At 57.0% G+C, this 17,139-nt stretch carries 21 protein-coding genes; 11 read left to right on the top strand and 10 right to left on the bottom strand.

Going from position 1 to position 17,139, the window contains the following annotated elements; translation table 11 throughout:
- The first annotated feature begins 133 nt into the window (after positions 1-133).
- Entirely contained in the window at positions 134-448 is a 315-nt protein-coding gene (locus WMW72_RS30285) for a dehydrogenase (RefSeq protein WP_341419325.1), read from the top strand.
- Between the two features lie 41 nt (positions 449-489).
- Here WMW72_RS30285 and WMW72_RS30280 read toward each other — a convergent pair whose 3' ends face one another.
- Positions 490-1,176: an oxidoreductase gene (locus WMW72_RS30280; RefSeq protein ID WP_341419324.1), complete on the bottom strand. Its 687-nt coding sequence runs from the start codon at positions 1,174-1,176 to the stop codon at positions 490-492.
- 114 nt (positions 1,177-1,290) lie between these two features.
- On the opposite strand from WMW72_RS30280, the gene WMW72_RS30275 reads away from it, so the two are divergent.
- Positions 1,291-2,052, top strand: coding sequence for a sulfite exporter TauE/SafE family protein (locus WMW72_RS30275; RefSeq protein WP_341419323.1), 762 nt, complete (start codon positions 1,291-1,293; stop codon positions 2,050-2,052).
- 96 nt (positions 2,053-2,148) lie between these two features.
- Here WMW72_RS30275 and WMW72_RS30270 read toward each other — a convergent pair whose 3' ends face one another.
- Complete coding sequence (locus WMW72_RS30270) at positions 2,149-2,442, bottom strand: hypothetical protein (RefSeq protein WP_341419322.1); 294 nt, start codon at positions 2,440-2,442, stop codon at positions 2,149-2,151.
- A gap of 192 nt (positions 2,443-2,634) precedes the next feature.
- On the opposite strand from WMW72_RS30270, the gene WMW72_RS30265 reads away from it, so the two are divergent.
- The 3 genes from WMW72_RS30265 to WMW72_RS30255 are packed head-to-tail and all read left to right on the top strand — an operon-like array spanning position 2,635 to position 3,903.
- The gene (locus tag WMW72_RS30265) at positions 2,635-3,231 is read left to right on the top strand and encodes a TetR/AcrR family transcriptional regulator (RefSeq protein WP_341419321.1); all 597 of its coding nucleotides are present in this window, start codon (positions 2,635-2,637) and stop codon (positions 3,229-3,231) included.
- Between the two features lie 13 nt (positions 3,232-3,244).
- Complete coding sequence (locus WMW72_RS30260; RefSeq protein ID WP_341419320.1) at positions 3,245-3,592, top strand: DMT family transporter; 348 nt, start codon at positions 3,245-3,247, stop codon at positions 3,590-3,592.
- The gene (locus WMW72_RS30255; protein ID WP_341419319.1) at positions 3,589-3,903 is read left to right on the top strand and encodes a DMT family transporter; all 315 of its coding nucleotides are present in this window, start codon (positions 3,589-3,591) and stop codon (positions 3,901-3,903) included. Before WMW72_RS30260 ends, WMW72_RS30255 begins: the two co-directional genes overlap by 4 nt.
- A 109-nt stretch (positions 3,904-4,012) precedes the next feature.
- Here WMW72_RS30255 and WMW72_RS30250 read toward each other — a convergent pair whose 3' ends face one another.
- Positions 4,013-5,824, bottom strand: coding sequence for an ABC transporter ATP-binding protein (locus WMW72_RS30250; protein WP_341419318.1), 1,812 nt, complete (start codon positions 5,822-5,824; stop codon positions 4,013-4,015).
- Positions 5,821-6,384, bottom strand: a complete 564-nt coding sequence (gene yyaC, locus WMW72_RS30245) for a spore protease YyaC (RefSeq protein ID WP_341419317.1) — start codon at positions 6,382-6,384, stop codon at positions 5,821-5,823. Before yyaC ends, WMW72_RS30250 begins: the two co-directional genes overlap by 4 nt.
- 117 nt (positions 6,385-6,501) lie before the next feature.
- Here yyaC and WMW72_RS30240 point away from each other — a divergent pair, with 117 nt between their 5' ends.
- Positions 6,502-7,824, top strand: a complete 1,323-nt coding sequence (locus WMW72_RS30240) for a glycosyltransferase family 2 protein (RefSeq protein WP_341419316.1) — start codon at positions 6,502-6,504, stop codon at positions 7,822-7,824.
- A gap of 340 nt (positions 7,825-8,164) precedes the next feature.
- Here the strand turns inward: WMW72_RS30240 and WMW72_RS30235 are convergent, their stop codons facing one another.
- The 3 genes from WMW72_RS30235 to WMW72_RS30225 form a co-directional block, all read right to left on the bottom strand.
- The gene (locus tag WMW72_RS30235) at positions 8,165-8,482 is read right to left on the bottom strand and encodes a hypothetical protein (RefSeq protein WP_341419315.1); all 318 of its coding nucleotides are present in this window, start codon (positions 8,480-8,482) and stop codon (positions 8,165-8,167) included.
- Between the two features lie 185 nt (positions 8,483-8,667).
- A complete protein-coding gene (locus tag WMW72_RS30230) occupies positions 8,668-9,177 on the bottom strand; it encodes a dihydrofolate reductase (protein ID WP_341419314.1) in 510 nt (169 codons plus the stop codon).
- Between the two features lie 11 nt (positions 9,178-9,188).
- The gene (locus tag WMW72_RS30225) at positions 9,189-9,983 is read right to left on the bottom strand and encodes a thymidylate synthase (RefSeq protein ID WP_341419313.1); all 795 of its coding nucleotides are present in this window, start codon (positions 9,981-9,983) and stop codon (positions 9,189-9,191) included.
- A gap of 281 nt (positions 9,984-10,264) precedes the next feature.
- Between WMW72_RS30225 and WMW72_RS30220 the strand changes: the two genes are divergently transcribed.
- The 4 genes from WMW72_RS30220 to WMW72_RS30205 all read left to right on the top strand — a co-directional run bounded on the left by WMW72_RS30220 (position 10,265) and on the right by WMW72_RS30205 (position 13,501).
- Positions 10,265-11,065, top strand: a complete 801-nt coding sequence (locus tag WMW72_RS30220; protein ID WP_341419312.1) for a Cof-type HAD-IIB family hydrolase — start codon at positions 10,265-10,267, stop codon at positions 11,063-11,065.
- A 183-nt stretch (positions 11,066-11,248) separates the two neighbouring features.
- Positions 11,249-11,872: a hypothetical protein gene (locus WMW72_RS30215; protein WP_341419311.1), complete on the top strand. Its 624-nt coding sequence runs from the start codon at positions 11,249-11,251 to the stop codon at positions 11,870-11,872.
- 186 nt (positions 11,873-12,058) lie between these two features.
- Positions 12,059-12,784, top strand: a complete 726-nt coding sequence (locus WMW72_RS30210) for a class I SAM-dependent methyltransferase (protein ID WP_341419310.1) — start codon at positions 12,059-12,061, stop codon at positions 12,782-12,784.
- A 9-nt stretch (positions 12,785-12,793) separates the two neighbouring features.
- Positions 12,794-13,501, top strand: coding sequence for a nucleotidyltransferase domain-containing protein (locus WMW72_RS30205; protein ID WP_341419309.1), 708 nt, complete (start codon positions 12,794-12,796; stop codon positions 13,499-13,501).
- 370 nt (positions 13,502-13,871) lie between these two features.
- Here the strand turns inward: WMW72_RS30205 and WMW72_RS30200 are convergent, their stop codons facing one another.
- On the bottom strand, positions 13,872-14,891 hold the full coding sequence (locus WMW72_RS30200) for a Gfo/Idh/MocA family protein (RefSeq protein ID WP_341419308.1): 1,020 nt from the start codon (positions 14,889-14,891) through the stop codon (positions 13,872-13,874).
- Positions 14,892-15,087: 196 nt separating this feature from the next.
- Complete coding sequence (locus WMW72_RS30195) at positions 15,088-15,846, bottom strand: sugar phosphate isomerase/epimerase family protein (protein WP_341419307.1); 759 nt, start codon at positions 15,844-15,846, stop codon at positions 15,088-15,090.
- Positions 15,847-15,988: 142 nt separating this feature from the next.
- Between WMW72_RS30195 and WMW72_RS30190 the strand changes: the two genes are divergently transcribed.
- Positions 15,989-16,801, top strand: coding sequence for a helix-turn-helix domain-containing protein (locus WMW72_RS30190; RefSeq protein ID WP_341419306.1), 813 nt, complete (start codon positions 15,989-15,991; stop codon positions 16,799-16,801).
- Here WMW72_RS30190 and WMW72_RS30185 read toward each other — a convergent pair.
- The gene (locus tag WMW72_RS30185; RefSeq protein ID WP_341419305.1) at positions 16,798-17,025 is read right to left on the bottom strand and encodes a 3-dehydroquinate dehydratase; all 228 of its coding nucleotides are present in this window, start codon (positions 17,023-17,025) and stop codon (positions 16,798-16,800) included. The genes WMW72_RS30190 and WMW72_RS30185 overlap by 4 nt on opposite strands.
- Between the last annotated feature and the right edge of the window lie 114 nt (positions 17,026-17,139).

Below are 17,139 nucleotides of genomic sequence, written 5' to 3'. Positions count from 1 at the left end.
GAGCCGGCGGCTCGAGGCTATAGGATCAGTCACCATTTCCCTGGCTCCGCTGCCCGGCATGAATTCGCCCGCACGCGGTACACCCGACCCGACCCATGCATAGCATAGGGAGAGAAGGAGTGGGTGATGCCGCATGAATCCGGGAAATCACATGAAGCACCAGAAGCCGCTGCCATCGGCCCGGCAAATTCGCCGTACCTGCAGCCGCGAGCTGTACCGGGCACGCAAGAAGCTCGGACGCTACGTCCCCCCCGAGCAGATTGACGGGGCGGACGATCTATATTTCCGCAGGGTGATGGCGAATCTTCCTTACATTGCGGAGAACGGCAGCAACCGCAAGCTGCTGGCGGATTGGTTCGACGAGAATGTCTGCGCCGACATCGCGGCCCTCTGGGATGTGGAACAAGAAGCCTTATCCCGCGCGTTCCGGGAATCGTTCGGAGGCTGATGCACGCTGCATCGGCCTCTTCCGCATTGCCAGGGCAGCGTCTACGTGGAAGCCGCTGCAAGCGCGGCGATCCGGTCGGATTCCAGCACCTCCACGGCAGTCGTGCCCGAAGCGGCGGCACGCAGCATCGCTTCTGCCACTGCACTGGCGGGAATCGCCCTGTATTTGGCCAGAGGTCCGACCATCAGCGCGCCGAGGGGTCTGTACAAAGCAGCGGCTGCATGCTCGCCCGGACGCTTCTCCTCACGCTCCCCTAGCAGCAAGGAGGGACGGAGAATGACCAGATGAGGCAGCTTCAGAGCCGTCAGGTCCCGTTCGATATCCCCCTTCACCCTGCTGTAGAAAAATTTGGACCGGGAGTCGGCCCCCATGGACGAAACGATCAGGAGCCTGGCAGCGCCGTCACGCTTGGCAGCCCTGCCTAGCGCCAGCGGATACTCGTAGTCCACGCGTCTGAACGCTTCCTGGCTGCCTGCTTTCTTGATCGTCGTGCCGAGCGCGCAGAAGACGTCCGCCCCCTCCAGCAGCCCGTCCGTCTCGGCTTCCAGCCGGTCGAAAGCTATCCGGTGCTCGATGAGCCTCGGGTGGGATCTGCCCGATTCGCGACGGACCAGCGCGACAACCCGGGCATACGAGGGATGTGCAAGCAGCAGCCGGACAAGCTCGCGCCCCACCAAACCGGTTGCGCCCGCGACGATCGCAGTTCTAGTCTGAGTCTTTCTTTCCACACCATGGCCTCCCTTGGTTCATCACGTTATTTCGCTGGAACGTATTGTGCAAAAGACGCCCTTTCCCTATACTGAATCTATTGCTTTGGACCTTCGGTTAAGGAGATATACATCATGGAATGGCCCGCTTTGGATATGCTTTTGTTTCTGCTCGGCGTCGGCTTCGTCGCGGCCTTTATCGATTCCGTTGTCGGGGGAGGCGGATTGATTTCCCTCCCCGCTCTGCTACTGGCTGGACTTCCGCCCAGCGTCGCCCTTGGTACGAACAAGCTGGGGAGCACCCTGAGTTCACTCACCAGCATGCTTTCCTTTCTGAAATCAGGCAAGATCGACAAGAGGATGGCGCTCTCCCTATTCCCGCTAGCCCTCCTCGGATCGTCGCTCGGCACGTATACGGTTCATCTGCTGCCCTCCTCGTTCCTGCGTCCGCTCGTCGTCACCCTGCTGTTCGGCATTCTGATCTACACCCTGCTGAAGAAAAGCTGGGACGGGACAGGACAGCTCCGGCCGATGACGCTGGCCACCCGAACGCTATTGGGAACGGCTGCCTTCACCATTGGCTTCTACGACGGCTTCTTCGGACCGGGTACCGGTTCGTTCCTGCTCTTCGTCTTCCTGCTGATGGGCTATGACTTCGTGAGGGCTTCGGCAAATGCCAAGGTACTGAACTTCGCCAGCAATATCGCCAGCCTGACGGCCTTTCTCCTACTCGGCTCCGTGCATATCGGCTACGGGCTGACGATGGGAGCGGCGATGATCCTCGGCGCGTTAACAGGGTCCCAGCTCGCCATCCGCAAGGGAGCCGCCTATGTGAAGCCGCTGTTTATTATTGTGACGACGCTGCTGATCGGGAAGCAGCTCTGGGATTTGTTCTGATGAACAAAAGGGAGGGGTCGCATCCATAAGCGGAAGCGAGCCTCTCCCTTTCTCAGTTCGACAATTGTCTCCGGTTCCCCTGCCCTGCGCCAGGATTCAGTTGGGAACAACCATCAGAGTAGACAGATGATTGATCGGCGGCCAGATATGCCTCGTCTGATTGCTGAGCCACTCCTTGGCCGGATCACGAACCACATACGGAGACGCCACAGGACGAAGATCTTCCCAAACACAATCGACCCCCTGTCCCTCCGCATCGCCTGCAAACATGCTGCACCCCCGGCAAAATTCATGCTCCTGCCGGTCGTCCAGCTTCACGACTTTATTTCGCAAGCAGCAATAAATCCGGCCGCTCTCATCCTTTAGATTCCTATGGTGAACAGGCTGCATCGCATTAGCTCCTTTCCTTACGCTCCCGAGAGATGCTTGATAAAGATTACCCTATATATATGCGGACGAACCGGAATGTGAACTTTTTCCTGAGCTTGTCTGCCTCTTTACAAAGCAATGGGAATCAGGTAAGATACCTACTATTATCACTTACCTAATTAACGTTAGTTAGCAAAAAAAGGAGTGCTGCTGATGACTTCTGAACGTATTAAGGAGGCTGCTCTTCAATTGTTCACCCGCAACGGGTATGACGGAGCGCCTTTGTCTGAAATCGCCGCCGCTGTCGGGATTAAAACCCCGTCGATCTATGCACACTTTAAGAGCAAGGATGACTTGTTCCTCGCTGTCATGAAGGATTGCCTCACCGAGCATAACCGTCGCATGCAGGAGCTGATCTCACAGCTCGATGGACTTCCCGTCTGGGAAAAGCTGCGAACGATTCTTGAGGGTGGCAGTGACAGCTACCTGCTCGGTCATGAACAAGTGACCTTCTTGAAGCGGGCTATGCTGTTCCCTCCTGCAGCGCTGGAGGAGCAGCTGCGCGCACAGTTCGTAGGTTCTGAGGAAGTGATGCATACGGCGCTGGACAAGATTTTCGAGGAAGGGATGGGCTCAGAACAGATCCGCCGGGAATCCCTGGATAATCTGCGGGCTTCCTTCTATTGCGTGATGGACGGACTCTTCCTGCAAAATTATTATTACCGTCGCGAAGACTGGAAAGCCAAACTGGACGCTGTCTGGCTTATTTTCTGGAAAGGGATATGCCATCCTAAACATAATCAGGCATAAAAGGTGAACGTTCATGAATAAACAATGGATTCTTGTCGTGATCTCGGCCTTGTTCGAGGTAGCTTGGGTCAGCGGACTCAAGCATGCCGACAACGCTCTGGCCTGGACCGGTACGATTATTGCCATCATCATCAGCTTCTACGGCATGATCCGTGCTTCGAGCACACTGCCTGTCGGTACGGTCTACGCCGTATTTGTCGGACTAGGCACGGCTGGTACTGTGCTTTCGGAGGTCTTGTTCTTCGGGGAGCCGCTCAACATCGCCAAGCTCGCCCTGATCGCCGTTCTGCTAATCGGCGTTATCGGACTGAAGATGGTGACCAAGGATAAGCCTGAAGCTAAGGAAGTGAAGACGATATGAACTGGGTGCTGCTCATCCTCGCGGGCTTCTGTGAAATTCTCGGCGTCGCGATGATCAATAAACTTAACCGGGACCGCAAGGTAACCTCTCTCCTGATGCTTATCGCCAGTTTCGGGGTAAGCTTCGCACTGTTGACTCTGGCGATGCAAACGTTGCCGATGGGTACGGCTTATGCCATCTGGACCGGAGTCGGCGCTGCCGGCGGAGCGCTCGTCGGCATGTTCTTCTTCGGTGAGCCTAAGAGTGGTCTGCGTATTCTGTTTATTACCCTGGTGCTGGGATCGGCCATCGGTCTGAAGCTGGTCGCCTGACGGGAAACGCCTGTAACCCCAAGATTCAGCGGAGCTCTCCGCCATTCTTGGGGTTTATTTACGGAAGCCTGACGTTAGGCTAGCCCGAGCTGTTTCGCAAGTCTATCCGCTAGGCATGACTCTCCGCCTTGGCAAACTGTGTGCGGAATAACCGTGCATACAGGCCTCCCGCCTGCAGCAGCTCCTCATGCCGGCCCTCTTCGGCTACTGTGCCGTCCTCCAGCACAATAATCCGGTCAGCGGCCAGTATCGTCGACAGCCGGTGGGCAATCACCAGTGTCGTGCGGCCGACCATCAGCTTGTCGAGCGCTGCTTGCACGAAGGCTTCGGATTCCGAATCGAGATGTGAGGTCGCCTCGTCAAGAATGAGAATCCGCGGGTCCTTCAGAATGGCGCGTGCGATCGCAAGCCGCTGCCGCTCGCCGCCGGACAACCGGTGGCCCCGCTCACCGACCGTCGTATCGTAGCCCTCCGGCAGCGATGTGATCACGTCATGAACGTAGGCCTTCATACAGGCTTCCTCCAGCTCGGCGGCAGACGCCCCAGCCCGGGCAAACAGCAGATTTTCCCGCACCGTATCATGGAACAAGAAAGACTCCTGCGTAACAAAGGCGATCTGCGATCGCAGGCTTTCTACGGTCAGGCCGCGGATATCCTCGCCATCCACCTTGACCGCGCCTTCCGTCGGGTCATAGAGCCGGGCCAGCATGCCGATCAGCGTCGACTTGCCGGCACCGCTCGGCCCGACGATGGCTACAACCTCACCGGGATACGCCGTGAACGTGACGTCCCTCAGCGCGTATTGCCCCGGCTGATACGCATACGCGACGCGGCTGTACTCCACATGCCCCGTTGCAACACCCAGCTCACGGGCGCCCGGTCGGTCCGCAATCTCCGGCACGAGATCCTCGTATTCGAACAGCCGCTGGAAGACGCCAAGCACCGTCCCGAGCTCCACCCGCAGGTTAAGCAGCGTGCCCACCGGTCCGTACAGCATGCCAAGGTAGGCCGCGAAGGCCACGATGCTCCCGATGGTCATCGTTCCCTGGATCACCTTCCAGCCTCCATACAGGTAGATGAGCGCCGTGCCGAGTGGACCCAATACCCCGATCACCATCCCAAACCAGCGGCCTACAAGATTGAGGCGGAGCTCCAAGTCCATCACCCGCTCATTCATCTCGCCGAATTGCTGCTGCTGCGCTGGCTCACGCTGGAAAATACGGGTCAGCAGAGCGCCCGATACACCGAAAATTTCCCCGAGCTTGGCGGACATCTCCCCTCGCACCCGCTGCGTCTCGAGACGCAGCCGCTTCCGGACTGCAGAGACGCGCCGGACCGGGAGCAGGAAGATCGGCAGGATCACGATCGCTAGAATCGCCAGTTGCCAGTCCAGGGTGAACAAAATACAGACGCTCGTCACGACAATCACGGATTGCGTCACCGTAGAGACGATCAGTGTCGAGACAATGGATTGGACTGCCTGGACGTCGCCCGTCAGCCGCTGGATGATCTCACCCGACTTCGCATCTGTGAAAAAACCCATCGATTGCCGCTGCAGGTTGGCGAACAGCGACTGCCGCAAATCCCGCATAACCCCCTGGGCTACTTTGGTATTCTGGTAGTTCTGCCAGACGCCGAGAAACCCGCTGACCAGCGGCAGCAGCACCATCAGCGCCACCAGGATCAATAGCTGCATCTGGTCTTTCTCCGGCAGCGCATGGTCGATGATCTCCTTCATGACCAGCGGCGGCACGAGGCCGATCACCCCGCCCAGCAGCGCCAGCCCCAGGATGGCGGCTAGCGGCCAGCGGTAAGAGCGGAACAGTCCGTATACACGGGACATCGGAACGTCCTTCCACTCTGCCCGGCCCCCGCGCGGCTGATAGCCATGTCCGCTTTCCCTTCCGCCTAATTCTCTCATGAGGCTCCCCCCTGTTCGCCCTGTCCACGGACGGAGGACAGCGGAAAGACGCTGCGGATGGACGAGGCAATCTCCTTGGCCATATTCATGACCAGATACAGCGAGGTGCTCTGCAGCAGCGCATATTTCTGTCCCTGGTCCACATTCACGATGGCCGCAATCGAATACGTCCCGACTGGCGGCAGCTGCCTGCCGACCGATCTGCCCGGGGCGAGCGGCCGATTGGATACCTGATAGCAGCCCAGCGATGCGCTTTGACCCAGACAGGCATCGACTGCCAGCACGATCCGGCCCGCAGGTACGGTATCCAGCCTCTCCCGCAGATTGCTCGCATCGAGCGGATGCGCCAGCGTGCCGATCACCTGCGGATAGCCGGCTTCCTCCAGGAGCGAGCCGACTAGCGGGCCAAGCGCATCCCCTGTCGAGCGGTCCGTGCCGACGCAGACGAATAGCAGCTCCTCTCCCGTAGCACCCTGCTCTCGGATCATCTGCAGAAATTCCGGCAGCTCCTCCGCTTTTACCTTTTTTCGAAACAACGGCTGGACCGTTTCTTCCCCCATGATCTGTCACCTGCTCTTAGCGCAATTTTTTCGAAGGCCTGCACGCCGGGAGTGCGCCCGTCCAGGCCCTTTATGTACCTGTTAGCATACTGTAGGTGCGAGGGAGGAGGCAACCATTTGTTGAAGCGGAGCGGAGCATGCTATAATGCGGACAAACCCCGGGAACAGATTGAGGTGTCGCTCATGAAGCTGATCGGCCTCCTGTCGCTGTGCGCGCTTGGCTACTGGCTATTTATGCTATGGGATACGCTGCGCTCGCGGCGCTGGATGTTTTCACTGCCCCATTTTGCGGGTAATACGGCCTTACAGACCTTAATCCGGCGCATGTCGCCCTCGGGCGATCCCAGGGAGGAATTGGCCCGGAAGCAGGCGCTGTTTGATTATCCCTTGGTTTCCGTCATTATCGCAGCCAAGGAAGAAGAATCCACCATCGCCGATACGGTCAAGCATCTGTTGAACCAGACCTATCCGCGCCTGGAGATCATCGCGGTCAACGACCGCTCGCAGGACGCCACCGGATCGAAGCTCGATGAGCTGAGGAACTGGTCGGAGAGCCGGGACGGCATCGCCATTCCGCTCCGCATCATTCACATCACCAGCTTGCCCTCAGGCTGGATCGGCAAGAATCATGCGCTCTACCAAGGGTACGCCCAGGCCAGAGGCAGTATTCTGCTATTCACGGATGCGGATGTGCTCTTCGCACCCGATGCCGTGTCCGATGCGGTGGCCTATCTGCAGCAGGAACGCGCGGACCATCTGACGCTTGCGCCGAGAATGACAACCCGCGGATTTTGGCTGAAGGCCTTCGTTCAATATTTTTTCTTCACGTTATGTTTGTACATCCGCCCCTGGCGGTCCAACGACGACCTCCAGCATGAGCACGGGATGGGCGTCGGAGCCTTCAATATGATGACTCGCAAGGCCTATGAGAAGATCGGCACGCACCGGGACTTCGCCATGCGACCGGACGATGACTTGGAGCTGGGCCGCAGGGTAAAGCGCCTCAGGCTGCGGCAGCGGCTGGCCTCTGGAGCCTCGCATATCGAAGTCGAATGGTATAAAAATTTGCCGGAGGCGATACGCGGCCTGGAGAAGAACCTGTTCTCCGGCTTCGGCTACCGGCTGTGGCTGGCAGGGCTGGGCATCCTCGGTCAACTGCTGCTGTTCTTCCTCCCGCTGGTCGGCTGGCTGTGGGCTCCCGGATGGGCGGCGTGGGGCTTCGGCGCTTCAGCGCTGCTGCTGCTCATCGTCTATCTGCTACTGATCCGCTCCATCACCGGAGAGGGCGGACGCGAGCTTGTCGCGCTGCCCGCTACCATCCTGCTGCTCGTCTATGTCGTCTTGCGTTCCGTCCTGCTGACGCTGAGCCAGGGCGGCATCTACTGGCGGGGAACCTTTTATTCCCTCCGGGAGCTGCGCTCCATGCGGAGCCGCGAATAACCTGCACCGATTGTGACGACAAGCCCGGAACAGACGGCGTTCATCAAACCTTAACACGTCTGCCTTCCCGCTTGCGGTACAATAGAAGTAAACCCAACCTACCGGCAAAGGAGAGAGCTGTTATGACTTCTTCCGTTAAAGCAATCAAATACACCCTGTTCAGCGGTGTGCTCACACTCATGCTCATTACGCTCCATCAGCTAACGCAAGCGGTCTAATTAGTTGGACGCAGACGAAGTACCCGGAGTCAATGGTTAGAAGCCTATACAGGAATTCGTTCATTCCGTTATTCAACAGCAAAAAGGGTGCGTCTCCCCTGGGGGGCGCACCCTTTTACCGCTTAGCGAACCTGCTTGGGCAGGTGCGTATTCGAAGCAGTCACATCCAGACTTTGCTGGGCCTCATTCAGTTGATCCTGGACCTGCACAAGCTCCTGTCCGTAATGCTCGTGATCCTGCGCATCCAACTGGCTTGCCGCTTTGCCTAGCGCATGCTGGGCCGCCTCCAGCTCCGCCAGTGCGGCTGCGAGCTTGTGCGGGTTCGACTCCAGCTGGGCGTGTTGGACAGCCATCTCGGCATCCTTGGCGATCTGGATCGCCTTCTCCGCATTGTCAACAACATGCTTCAGAGGCATCTGATGTTGCTTCACATCGGTCATAGGGCATCTTCCTCTCGATCCGTTTAGGGGTTCCGAGATTAAGATGCGCGAATCCGAGCGGTTTCATTCCTTGTGCCGGAACGGAACCGCTCGGGGCTTCCAATTCGGCTAGCAGCAGCCTCTTGCCAGCTCAGGCGGAGTGCGAAGACTTCTGCGCCCCAAGGCTATGAGGCTAAGCGACGTGCCTAACCCCGACGTGCCCGCTCGTACAAGACGAAGTCATAGTCATACGGATTTTTCTCATCACGTATGCCCGTCTCCCGGGATACCTCGCGCCAGTCTCCCTGCTCAAGCTCCGGGAAAAACGTATCCGCCGGGAACGTATGCCGGATTTCCGTGATGTACAGCCGGTCCGCATACGGCAGGAGCAGCCGGAATACCTCAGCCCCTCCAATGACGAATAATTCCTCGTCCGCCCGCTCTCCGCCGCGCCCATAGAGCTGGGCCGCCTCCGTCACAGAGCTGATGACGGTGCACCCCTCTGCGTGAAATTCACTGTCCCGCGTCAGGACGACATTCAGGCGTCCAGGCAGCGGCTTGCCGATGGAATCATACGTTTTGCGTCCCATCAGGATCGTCTTCCCCATCGTCGTGCGCTTGAAAAACTTCAAGTCTGCGGGCAGATGCCACGGCAGCTGATTGTGATACCCGATGCCCCGGGCTTCATCCATCGCGAGTATATAGGATATAGTCATAGCGTCTCCTCTTAGATAGCGATCGGTGCCTTGATGCCAGGATGCGACTGGTAGCCGACGAATTCGAAGTCCTCGAACTTGTAGCCGAAGATCGATTCCGGCTTGCGCTTGATCGATAATGCAGGCAGCGGATGCGGCTCCCGAGTCAGTTGAAGCTGCACCTGTTCCTTATGATTCGAATAGATATGCACATCGCCGCCGCTCCAGATCAGCTCTCCTGGCTCCAGATCGCACTGCTGAGCGACCATATGGGTCAAGAGCGCATAGGAGGCCAGATTGAACGGCAGCCCCAGGAACGTATCGACCGACCGCATATGGAACATACAAGACAGCCGCCCATTCGCTACATAGAATTGAAATGCATAGTGACAAGGCGGAAGCGCCATGGAGTCCACCTCGGCCGGATTCCATGCGCTGACCAGATGACGCCGCGAGTCAGGATTGGTGCGGATTTGACGGATCACATTCGTAATCTGGTCGATAACTTGTCCGTTCGGCCCCTGCCAGGTCCGCCACTGGGCACCGTATACACGACCCAGATTGCCCTCTTCATCGGCCCACTCGTCCCAGATGGTGACACCATTCTCACGTAAATAGTTCACATTGGTGCTGCCGCTCAAAAACCATAGCAGCTCATGCACAATGGATCTCGTATGCAGCTTCTTCGTGGTCAACAGCGGAAAACCCTGCTGCAAGTCCACTCGTAGCTGACGGCCGAATACGGAAATCGTCCCTGTCCCGGTGCGGTCCTCTTTCTCCACGCCGTTATCCCATATATCTTGAAGCAGGTCCAAGTAAGCCTTCATTACATACCACCCCATATGCTAGTTTCTGTCGGCCCATGGCCGAATAAACACTTATCCCAGTATAGCAAAGGAACCTGCCCGTGAACATCGGAAGCATGAATCATTTGCTTTTTCTCGGTTACCGACTTGGAGCTATCCATCAAGTTTTACGAGGCTGTTTTTCATCCAAAGTTAATGTGATGCCATTCCTCTCACACAGCCGCCTCAGCAGCCGGCGATTGCCATCCGTCCCCGCCTAGGCATATAATGAAAGCAATTAGAGACATGGGAGTGGAGACAGCATGTATAAAATGATTGCGATCGATATTGACGATACGCTGGTCAATGACGAGAACCAGGTCACGGAAGGAACGAAGCAGGCGCTCAGGGATGCGCTAGCCAAGGATGTCGTGGTGACGCTCGCTACCGGGCGCATGTATGCTTCGGCTAATAACATCGCCTCACAGCTCGGCTTAAACGTACCCCTGATCACGTATCAGGGTGCGCTGGTGAAAACCGCGCTGGGCGGCGAAGTGCTGTATGAGCGGTATTTGCCTCAGACGGCTGCGCGCGCTATTTTCGCTTATTGCAAAGAAAATGAGCTGCATCTGCAAACTTATATAAACGATCAGCTGTATGTACGGGAGAGCAATGATAAAGCCGTCGCTTATGGGAAGCTGTCCAAAATTCCATTTATCGTCGAGCCTGAGTTCGATGCGCTGGCCGATACGCCTTCGTTCAAGCTGTTGATCATTGACGATCCAGACAAGCTGGACCGGGTCGCTCAGGAGCTGCGCGAGCTGCTCGGCACCCAGGTACATATTACGAAGTCCAAGCCCCACTTCCTCGAGATTATGCATCCGGAAGGCACCAAAGGGCATGCGCTGGCCCATCTGGCGGGGCATTTCGGTCTGGAGCTCGAGCAGGTTATCGCTGTAGGCGATAGCTACAACGACCGCGAGCTGCTGGAGACGGCAGGACTGGGTGTCGCTATGGCGAATGCCGTCGATCCGCTGAAGGCGATCGCAGATTATGTGACACTGAGCAACAATGAAGACGGCGTCAAGCACGTGGTCGATAAGTTTATTTTGCAGACGGTGTAAGTGGGCTTGCTCCATTCTTCTGCCTTTGCAGCCGAAGCGATTCATCAGGACAAGAAGAGGTGAAGTCTGACAAGCCTCTTCTTTTTTCTGTTCACCTTTCCTCCGGGCCTACATATAGTTGGTTAGGGAGTCATGGGCGCGTGCCTATGCGTTAAACCATCTTACCGTAGAGGAGAGGATCACATGACTGATTTCGACCCGAATGCAACTCCCCAGCAGCGCGGGCTGTTTCCGGGAATGCCTGGCGGACCGGGCGGCTTCCCTGGAGGGCCTGGCGGACCGGGCGGCTTTCCTGGAGGGCCTGGCGGACCGGGCGGCCTCCCTGGAGGGCCTGGCGGACCGGGCGGCTTCCCTGGAGGGCCTGGCGGACCGGGTGGCTTTCCTGGAGGGCCTGGCGGACCAGGCGGCTTCCCTGGAGGGCCTGGCGGACCGGGCGGCTTTCCCGGAGGGCCTGGCGGACCAGGCGGCTTCCCTGGAGGGCCTGGCGGACCGGGCGGCTTTCCCGGAGGGCCTGGCGGCGGGCCCGGGGGGCCGGGCGGTGGTTCGGGGGCTCCCCAGTCGGCCCCTCCGTCCTTTATCCCGCAGAAGACCGCCCAGCTGTACGCCGTCGATCCGGGCAGCATACGCAGGTGCAGATTCCGTTTCGTCTATATCTGGCAGCAGAACGGGGAGCAATATTGGATCTACTTGACCTTTGTCGGTCCCAATTCGATCTCGGGTTTCCGCTGGTATGGGGTCGGCTCTTTCGGATACTGGGTTTTCTTCGGATTGGATTTACGGAGAATCGAATCGTTCGTTTGCTTTTGAGCCCGTCATCCCCGCAGTTCCGTCAGCGTCTAAGCGAAGCTTGGCGCCCGGCACGCGGGGATTTTTCTATATGCCGGGCCTGTCCGAACCCCCTAAAAATCTGCGGCCCGTGATACTCGACTATAACCATTTGCCCCGCTGTTCATACAATATATAGACATCTGTGTAGGATGAAGGGGGAGAACGATGCAGTATTTGGATATGTTGAGCCGTCTGGGAATCGGCAGCGCCCATCCAGGCGGGTTCGCTGCCACGCTGGAGCAGCTTGAGCGTTACCCGCTGGCAGAAGGCTCTCGGATTCTGGAGGTCGGCTGCGGCACAGGACGGACGGCTTGCCACCTGACCCGCCAGGGCTATCAGGTTACGGGACTTGATCTGAGGCCCGATATGCTGGCCAAGGCTGCGGCGCGCTCGGCCGCCGAGCAGCTACGTGTGGAGTGGGTGCAAGGCGATATTACCGCTCTTCCGTTCGAGAACGATACGTTCGATGTCGTTCTGGCCGAATCGGTGACGAGCTTCGCCCCGATTGCCGACGCCCTGGGTGAATACGGCCGGGTGCTTCGCCCGGGTGGGACGCTCTATGACCGGGAAGTCGTAGCGTTCCCTGGCATGTCTGCGGAATCCAGGGAGAAGCTGTGCGGATTTTTCGGATTCAACGGTCTGCATACGGAGGACGACTGGCTAGCGGCCCTGACCGCGAGTCCTTTCATTCGCTATGAGCTTCTGGAGCAGTCTTTATTCCAAGAGCATCTGGGCGAAGACCAGATCAAGCACCCGGACCTGCAGCAGATCCCGGACGGATCCGCCTTCTTCGATCCCGCCCTATGGGAAATCTCGCTGCAGCACGATGAGCTGATTCATCAGCATAAAACACAGCTAGGTTATGCCTTAATCCGGGCCATCAAAGGCTAGGGGGTGACCATGAGATATTCAGCGCACGAGGCGGCAGCACGGTTTATCGAGACCTATTTCCCACATTGCGAAGGAGCCGTATGGGCTGGCAGTGCCGCTCATGGCGAAGCTACAGAGGACTCGGATGTGGACCTCGTCATCTTCGATGAAGCGCAAGAAACCCCGTTCCGGAGAACCTACCGGGACTTCGGCTGGGTCATCGAGGCCTTCGTGCTCAACCGCGAGTCGTACCGGTACTTCTTCGACGTAGCCATAGATAGCGCGGTCCCTTCTCTGCTTCGCATGTGTGCGTTCGGCATTCCCTTATGCGGGCAATCCGAGATCCGCAGCATCCTCGAGGAAGCCCGGCAGGATTTCACCGCAGGCCCTCCCGCATGGGGTACCTATGAATTGACCCGTGCCCGTTATGAGCTCAGCGAACTGGCCGCCGATCTGTCCGGAGCCAGGGACCGTCAGGAAGGCTGGTTCGTAGCTGCAGAACTGGCGCAGAGGCTTGCTGTGTTCAAGCTCCGCGTAAACCGCTGCTGGATCGGGGAAGGCAAGTGGCTGATACGGGAATTAACCGAATACGATCCGGCAGCGGGACGCGGCCTTGTAGCGGCTCTAGAGGCGTATTATCTGCAGCATAACTGCGTAGAACTGCTTACCCTCACCGATGCATGGCTTGCTCCCTACGGGGGGAGGCTTGATGAAGGGTACTTCGAGGGAAACGAATAGGAGCAGATATATTTAATTATCCACAATTCACTCACAAATCCCTCCACAATACCCACATGTTATTCACATTTTCAACAGACTTATGCACATTGCTTGCCTAGAATATGTGTATCCCTCACCAAACCATGCCGATTCGGTACGTGATTACGAACGGTTATGCACAGCTTTATACACAAACCATGCACAACTTAGCATCCATTGTTCTCCAGATCATGGACTTCAAGCCAACCAAGGGCACTCCCTCCAAGCCTCTTCTTCCTCTATCCACGATTCTCCCGCACGCATATGGAACATAGGCAGGCATGCAAAAAACTGCAGGAAACCCGGCTTAACGCCAGCTTCCTGCAGTTCTTATTTAAACTTTAATCTCTTACAGAGAAATGACTTTACCCGTCTCCTGGGACTCGAACGCCGCCAGGATCACGTTCAGGGAACGCTTGCCTTCTTCGCCGGAAATGCGCGGAGGCGTGCCCGTCAGGATGCCTTCCACGAATTCGCGGATCACGCCGCTGGTCAGCTGCTTCTGATTGGTCGAGATACCGCCGACTTTATGCTTTTCAATCGAACCGTCACGCAGTTCTACGATAACTTGATCCTCAGGATGCGTACCGATCTTGATCACGCCATTCTCGCACCAGAGCACCGTGCTGTTGTCTTCACCTTTGTAGTAGGTCCAGCTCGCAATCAGGGTGCCGATCGCTCCACTCTTCATGCGCAGGAGGCAGGTTGCATTGTCGTCTACATCCGTGCCTTCCTTGTGGCGCGTTTCGACGAACGCTGCTACGTCAGCTACTTCGTCGTTAAGCAGCCAGCGGATCAGGTCGGATTTATGTACGCCCAGATCGCCCATGGCGCCCATAACCGCCTCAGGCTTGCGGAAGAACCAGCTCTCGCGGCCGTCGATGCTCCAGCCCTCAGGACCGGGATGACCGAACGATGTGCGGAACGTCAACACTTTGCCCAGCTTGCCGCTTTCGAGGATTTCCTTCGCCTTCACGTGCGGAGGCATCAGACGCTGGTTATGTCCAACCATCAGTTGAACGCCGTTCGCTTCAGCCGCTTGGATCATGGCATCCGCTTCAGCCGTTGTAACGGCCATCGGTTTCTCAACCAGTACGTGGGCGCCAGCATTGGCAGCCGCGATGGAAGCTTCGGCATGCAGGACGTTCGGCAAGCAGATGCTGACTGCATCCGGCTTTACTTCAGCCAGCAGTGTACGGTAGTCCGTATATACCTTGGCACCGTATTGGTCCGCATACGAACGTGCGCGCTCTTCGTTGATATCGCAGAAAGCAACAAGCTCAACCTGCGGAAGCAGGGCATACTCCGGGATATGACGATGTTTGGCAATGGAGCCACATCCGATGACAGCAACTTTTAACTTACTCATGAATCTTCTCTCTCCCTTATGATTAAAATGAACCGGGTTATAACGCCGGAGCTCCGCACCGACAACTCCGGTCAGCTCTGCCGGAGGGCATGGCTGCCGGAGTATATTCATGCGGATGTTTGACCGGCGAACCGAGCGCCGGTGTTTCTGTTGGATTCGTATACCTGGACCCTCGCAGGGTCCGGCCATCTACGGACTAGACGCGCTGCAGGTAATGCTCCTTCAGCCAGTTGAGGCTGTTCGACACGCTTTCCAGCGGCGGATTCTGACAGTTGTCCTGCTCGACGATCAGCCATTGCACGCCAGCCTCGGATGCGGCTGCGATCACTTGATCCAAAGCGACGATACCTTGGCCAAGCTCCAGCGTAACGGTCTTACCGTCCTCCACCTTGTAGTCCTTCGTGTGGACAAGCGGCAGACGTCCGGCATATTTGTGGATGTAAGCTACCGGATCCTGTCCTCCGCGGTGTACCCAACAAGCATCCAGCTCAACCAGCAGCTCAGGCTGCGATTCGTAGATAGCGTCGAAGATCAGGGAATCGCCGACTTTGCCTTCGAATTCAAACTCATGGTTGTGGTAAGCGAAATTCAGACCTTGCTTGCGGATTTCTGCACCGAAGGTTTGCAGCTCAGCGATGATCGCCTTCCAGCCTTCTTCATCATTCGTCGGAGACGCCCAAGGCACGATAATCGTTTGGCCGCCGATCGTCTTCAAGTAGTCAATCTCGCCTTGCAGATCGTTACGCAGACGGTCCAGACCGACGTGGCTGCCTGGAACCTGAAGATTGAGCTCCTCCAAGAGCGCTTTCATATCGCTGGCAGCAATGCCGCCGTAGCCTGCAAATTCCACGCCTTCGTAGCCGAGTGCAGCCAGCTTGCGAAGCGTGCCTTCAAAATCAACCGCCGTCTCGTTGCGCAAGGTATACAGCTGAATGCCAATGCCCATTTTTCTCATGAAATCCACTCTCCTTAATCTATCATTCCATGTTATGCGCTGTTTCTCCCTCTACTATACAAACAATCGTTTTTTTTGCATATAAACGATATAATGAAAACATCAACAATTTGGCTACGATTTATGACTAGGAGGACTATTCATGAGTGCCAACCTGCTAACCTGCGGATATTCATATCATACCGATCGGTTTACTTCCCAATACAAAAACGGTTCCCCCCATTACTTATTCCGGCTTCAGACGGAAGGAAGCTGCCAAGCCTATATCGACCACCGGTGGCTGCCCATCGAGGCCGGGCATCTGATCCTGGTCAAGCCCGGCGACTCCTACGGTCTGCTGATGGAGGAACAATCCCAAGCGGACGGCCAGCCGGTACCTGTCGCGAGCGGGGATTATTACCTGTACTGCGAGGGAAGCTGGATCGACGAGTGGTGGCAGCGCAGCGAGAAACCGCCACTCAGCCGGATCGATCCGGACGAGAAGCTGATCTCGCTCTGGCAGCAGCTGTTGCTGGAAAACCTCCGTACCGCAGCCAATGAATCGTCGGAGCTGACCGATTACCTGCTGCGGGCTCTCTGCCTCTGTCTCGACCGGGCCGTCACAGATACTGCGCCCAAGCCGGGGAGAGCCTTCGCCGCCGTGCGGATGAAGCGCTTCATCGAAGAGCATGCCACGCGTACCTTCAAGGTGGAGGAAGCCGCGGACCACGCCGGACTCAGCGTATCGCGCGCAGTCCATCTGTTCAAGGAATGCTTCGGTTATTCCATGATGGATTATGCGCTGCGCCTGCGGCTGGCCGCGGCGGTGGAGCGGATGACGTACACCTCGATGACGCTCGATCAGATCGCCCAGACCTGCGGCTTCGGCGGGTATTCTTATTTTCACAGAGTGTTCAAGGAAGCGTACGGCATGGCCCCCGGCCAATACCGCGGATTACAAAAAAAGTCCCTCTAGTAGAGGGACAGGGCGAGTGAATCTTTTTCATTTAGAGAATGCAAAATGGCTTCACAGCCGATGACTTCGATGCTGATCAGAGATTTCAAACATTTTTGCAGGGTATTGCGTCCGGTTGCCACCTTTTTGTCGAGAGCCGCCTTCAGCAGCTTCAGTGTCTTCTTATTCAGGCTGTCGGCGAAAACCGGGACCTCTTTGTTCTGAAACGTAACAAAAACTTTCATCCCTAACACCGTCCTATTCTATCTTTGTTCTATTCTTACCTATACTATTAGAATAATCTACTATTATTAAAATAAGCTTAAAATAATATTACAAAATGACGACAACTTTGGCAA

The organism is Paenibacillus filicis (assembly GCF_038070315.1).
Lineage (GTDB): Bacteria > Bacillota > Bacilli > Paenibacillales > NBRC-103111 > Paenibacillus_G > Paenibacillus_G filicis.
This window is presented reverse-complemented; position numbering and strand designations above follow the sequence as displayed.

Bases quoted from the DNA above. Each gene is read 5' to 3' on its own strand.
- WMW72_RS30205 (WP_341419309.1), top strand. From the start codon at position 12,794: ATGAGATATTCAGCGCACGAGGCGGCAGCACGGTTTATCGAGACCTAT.
- WMW72_RS30235 (WP_341419315.1), bottom strand. From the start codon at position 8,482: ATGACCGATGTGAAGCAACATCAGATGCCTCTGAAGCATGTTGTTGAC.
- WMW72_RS30265 (WP_341419321.1), top strand. From the start codon at position 2,635: ATGACTTCTGAACGTATTAAGGAGGCTGCTCTTCAATTGTTCACCCGC.
- WMW72_RS30285 (WP_341419325.1), top strand. From the start codon at position 134: ATGAATCCGGGAAATCACATGAAGCACCAGAAGCCGCTGCCATCGGCC.
- WMW72_RS30210 (WP_341419310.1), top strand. From the start codon at position 12,059: ATGCAGTATTTGGATATGTTGAGCCGTCTGGGAATCGGCAGCGCCCAT.
- WMW72_RS30195 (WP_341419307.1), bottom strand. From the start codon at position 15,846: ATGAGAAAAATGGGCATTGGCATTCAGCTGTATACCTTGCGCAACGAG.
- WMW72_RS30260 (WP_341419320.1), top strand. From the start codon at position 3,245: ATGAATAAACAATGGATTCTTGTCGTGATCTCGGCCTTGTTCGAGGTA.
- WMW72_RS30220 (WP_341419312.1), top strand. From the start codon at position 10,265: ATGTATAAAATGATTGCGATCGATATTGACGATACGCTGGTCAATGAC.
- WMW72_RS30270 (WP_341419322.1), bottom strand. From the start codon at position 2,442: ATGCAGCCTGTTCACCATAGGAATCTAAAGGATGAGAGCGGCCGGATT.
- WMW72_RS30190 (WP_341419306.1), top strand. From the start codon at position 15,989: ATGAGTGCCAACCTGCTAACCTGCGGATATTCATATCATACCGATCGG.
- WMW72_RS30215 (WP_341419311.1), top strand. From the start codon at position 11,249: ATGACTGATTTCGACCCGAATGCAACTCCCCAGCAGCGCGGGCTGTTT.
- WMW72_RS30250 (WP_341419318.1), bottom strand. From the start codon at position 5,824: ATGAGAGAATTAGGCGGAAGGGAAAGCGGACATGGCTATCAGCCGCGC.
- WMW72_RS30255 (WP_341419319.1), top strand. From the start codon at position 3,589: ATGAACTGGGTGCTGCTCATCCTCGCGGGCTTCTGTGAAATTCTCGGC.
- WMW72_RS30275 (WP_341419323.1), top strand. From the start codon at position 1,291: ATGGAATGGCCCGCTTTGGATATGCTTTTGTTTCTGCTCGGCGTCGGC.
- yyaC (WP_341419317.1), bottom strand. From the start codon at position 6,384: ATGGGGGAAGAAACGGTCCAGCCGTTGTTTCGAAAAAAGGTAAAAGCG.
- WMW72_RS30200 (WP_341419308.1), bottom strand. From the start codon at position 14,891: ATGAGTAAGTTAAAAGTTGCTGTCATCGGATGTGGCTCCATTGCCAAA.
- WMW72_RS30230 (WP_341419314.1), bottom strand. From the start codon at position 9,177: ATGACTATATCCTATATACTCGCGATGGATGAAGCCCGGGGCATCGGG.
- WMW72_RS30185 (WP_341419305.1), bottom strand. From the start codon at position 17,025: ATGAAAGTTTTTGTTACGTTTCAGAACAAAGAGGTCCCGGTTTTCGCC.
- WMW72_RS30225 (WP_341419313.1), bottom strand. From the start codon at position 9,983: ATGAAGGCTTACTTGGACCTGCTTCAAGATATATGGGATAACGGCGTG.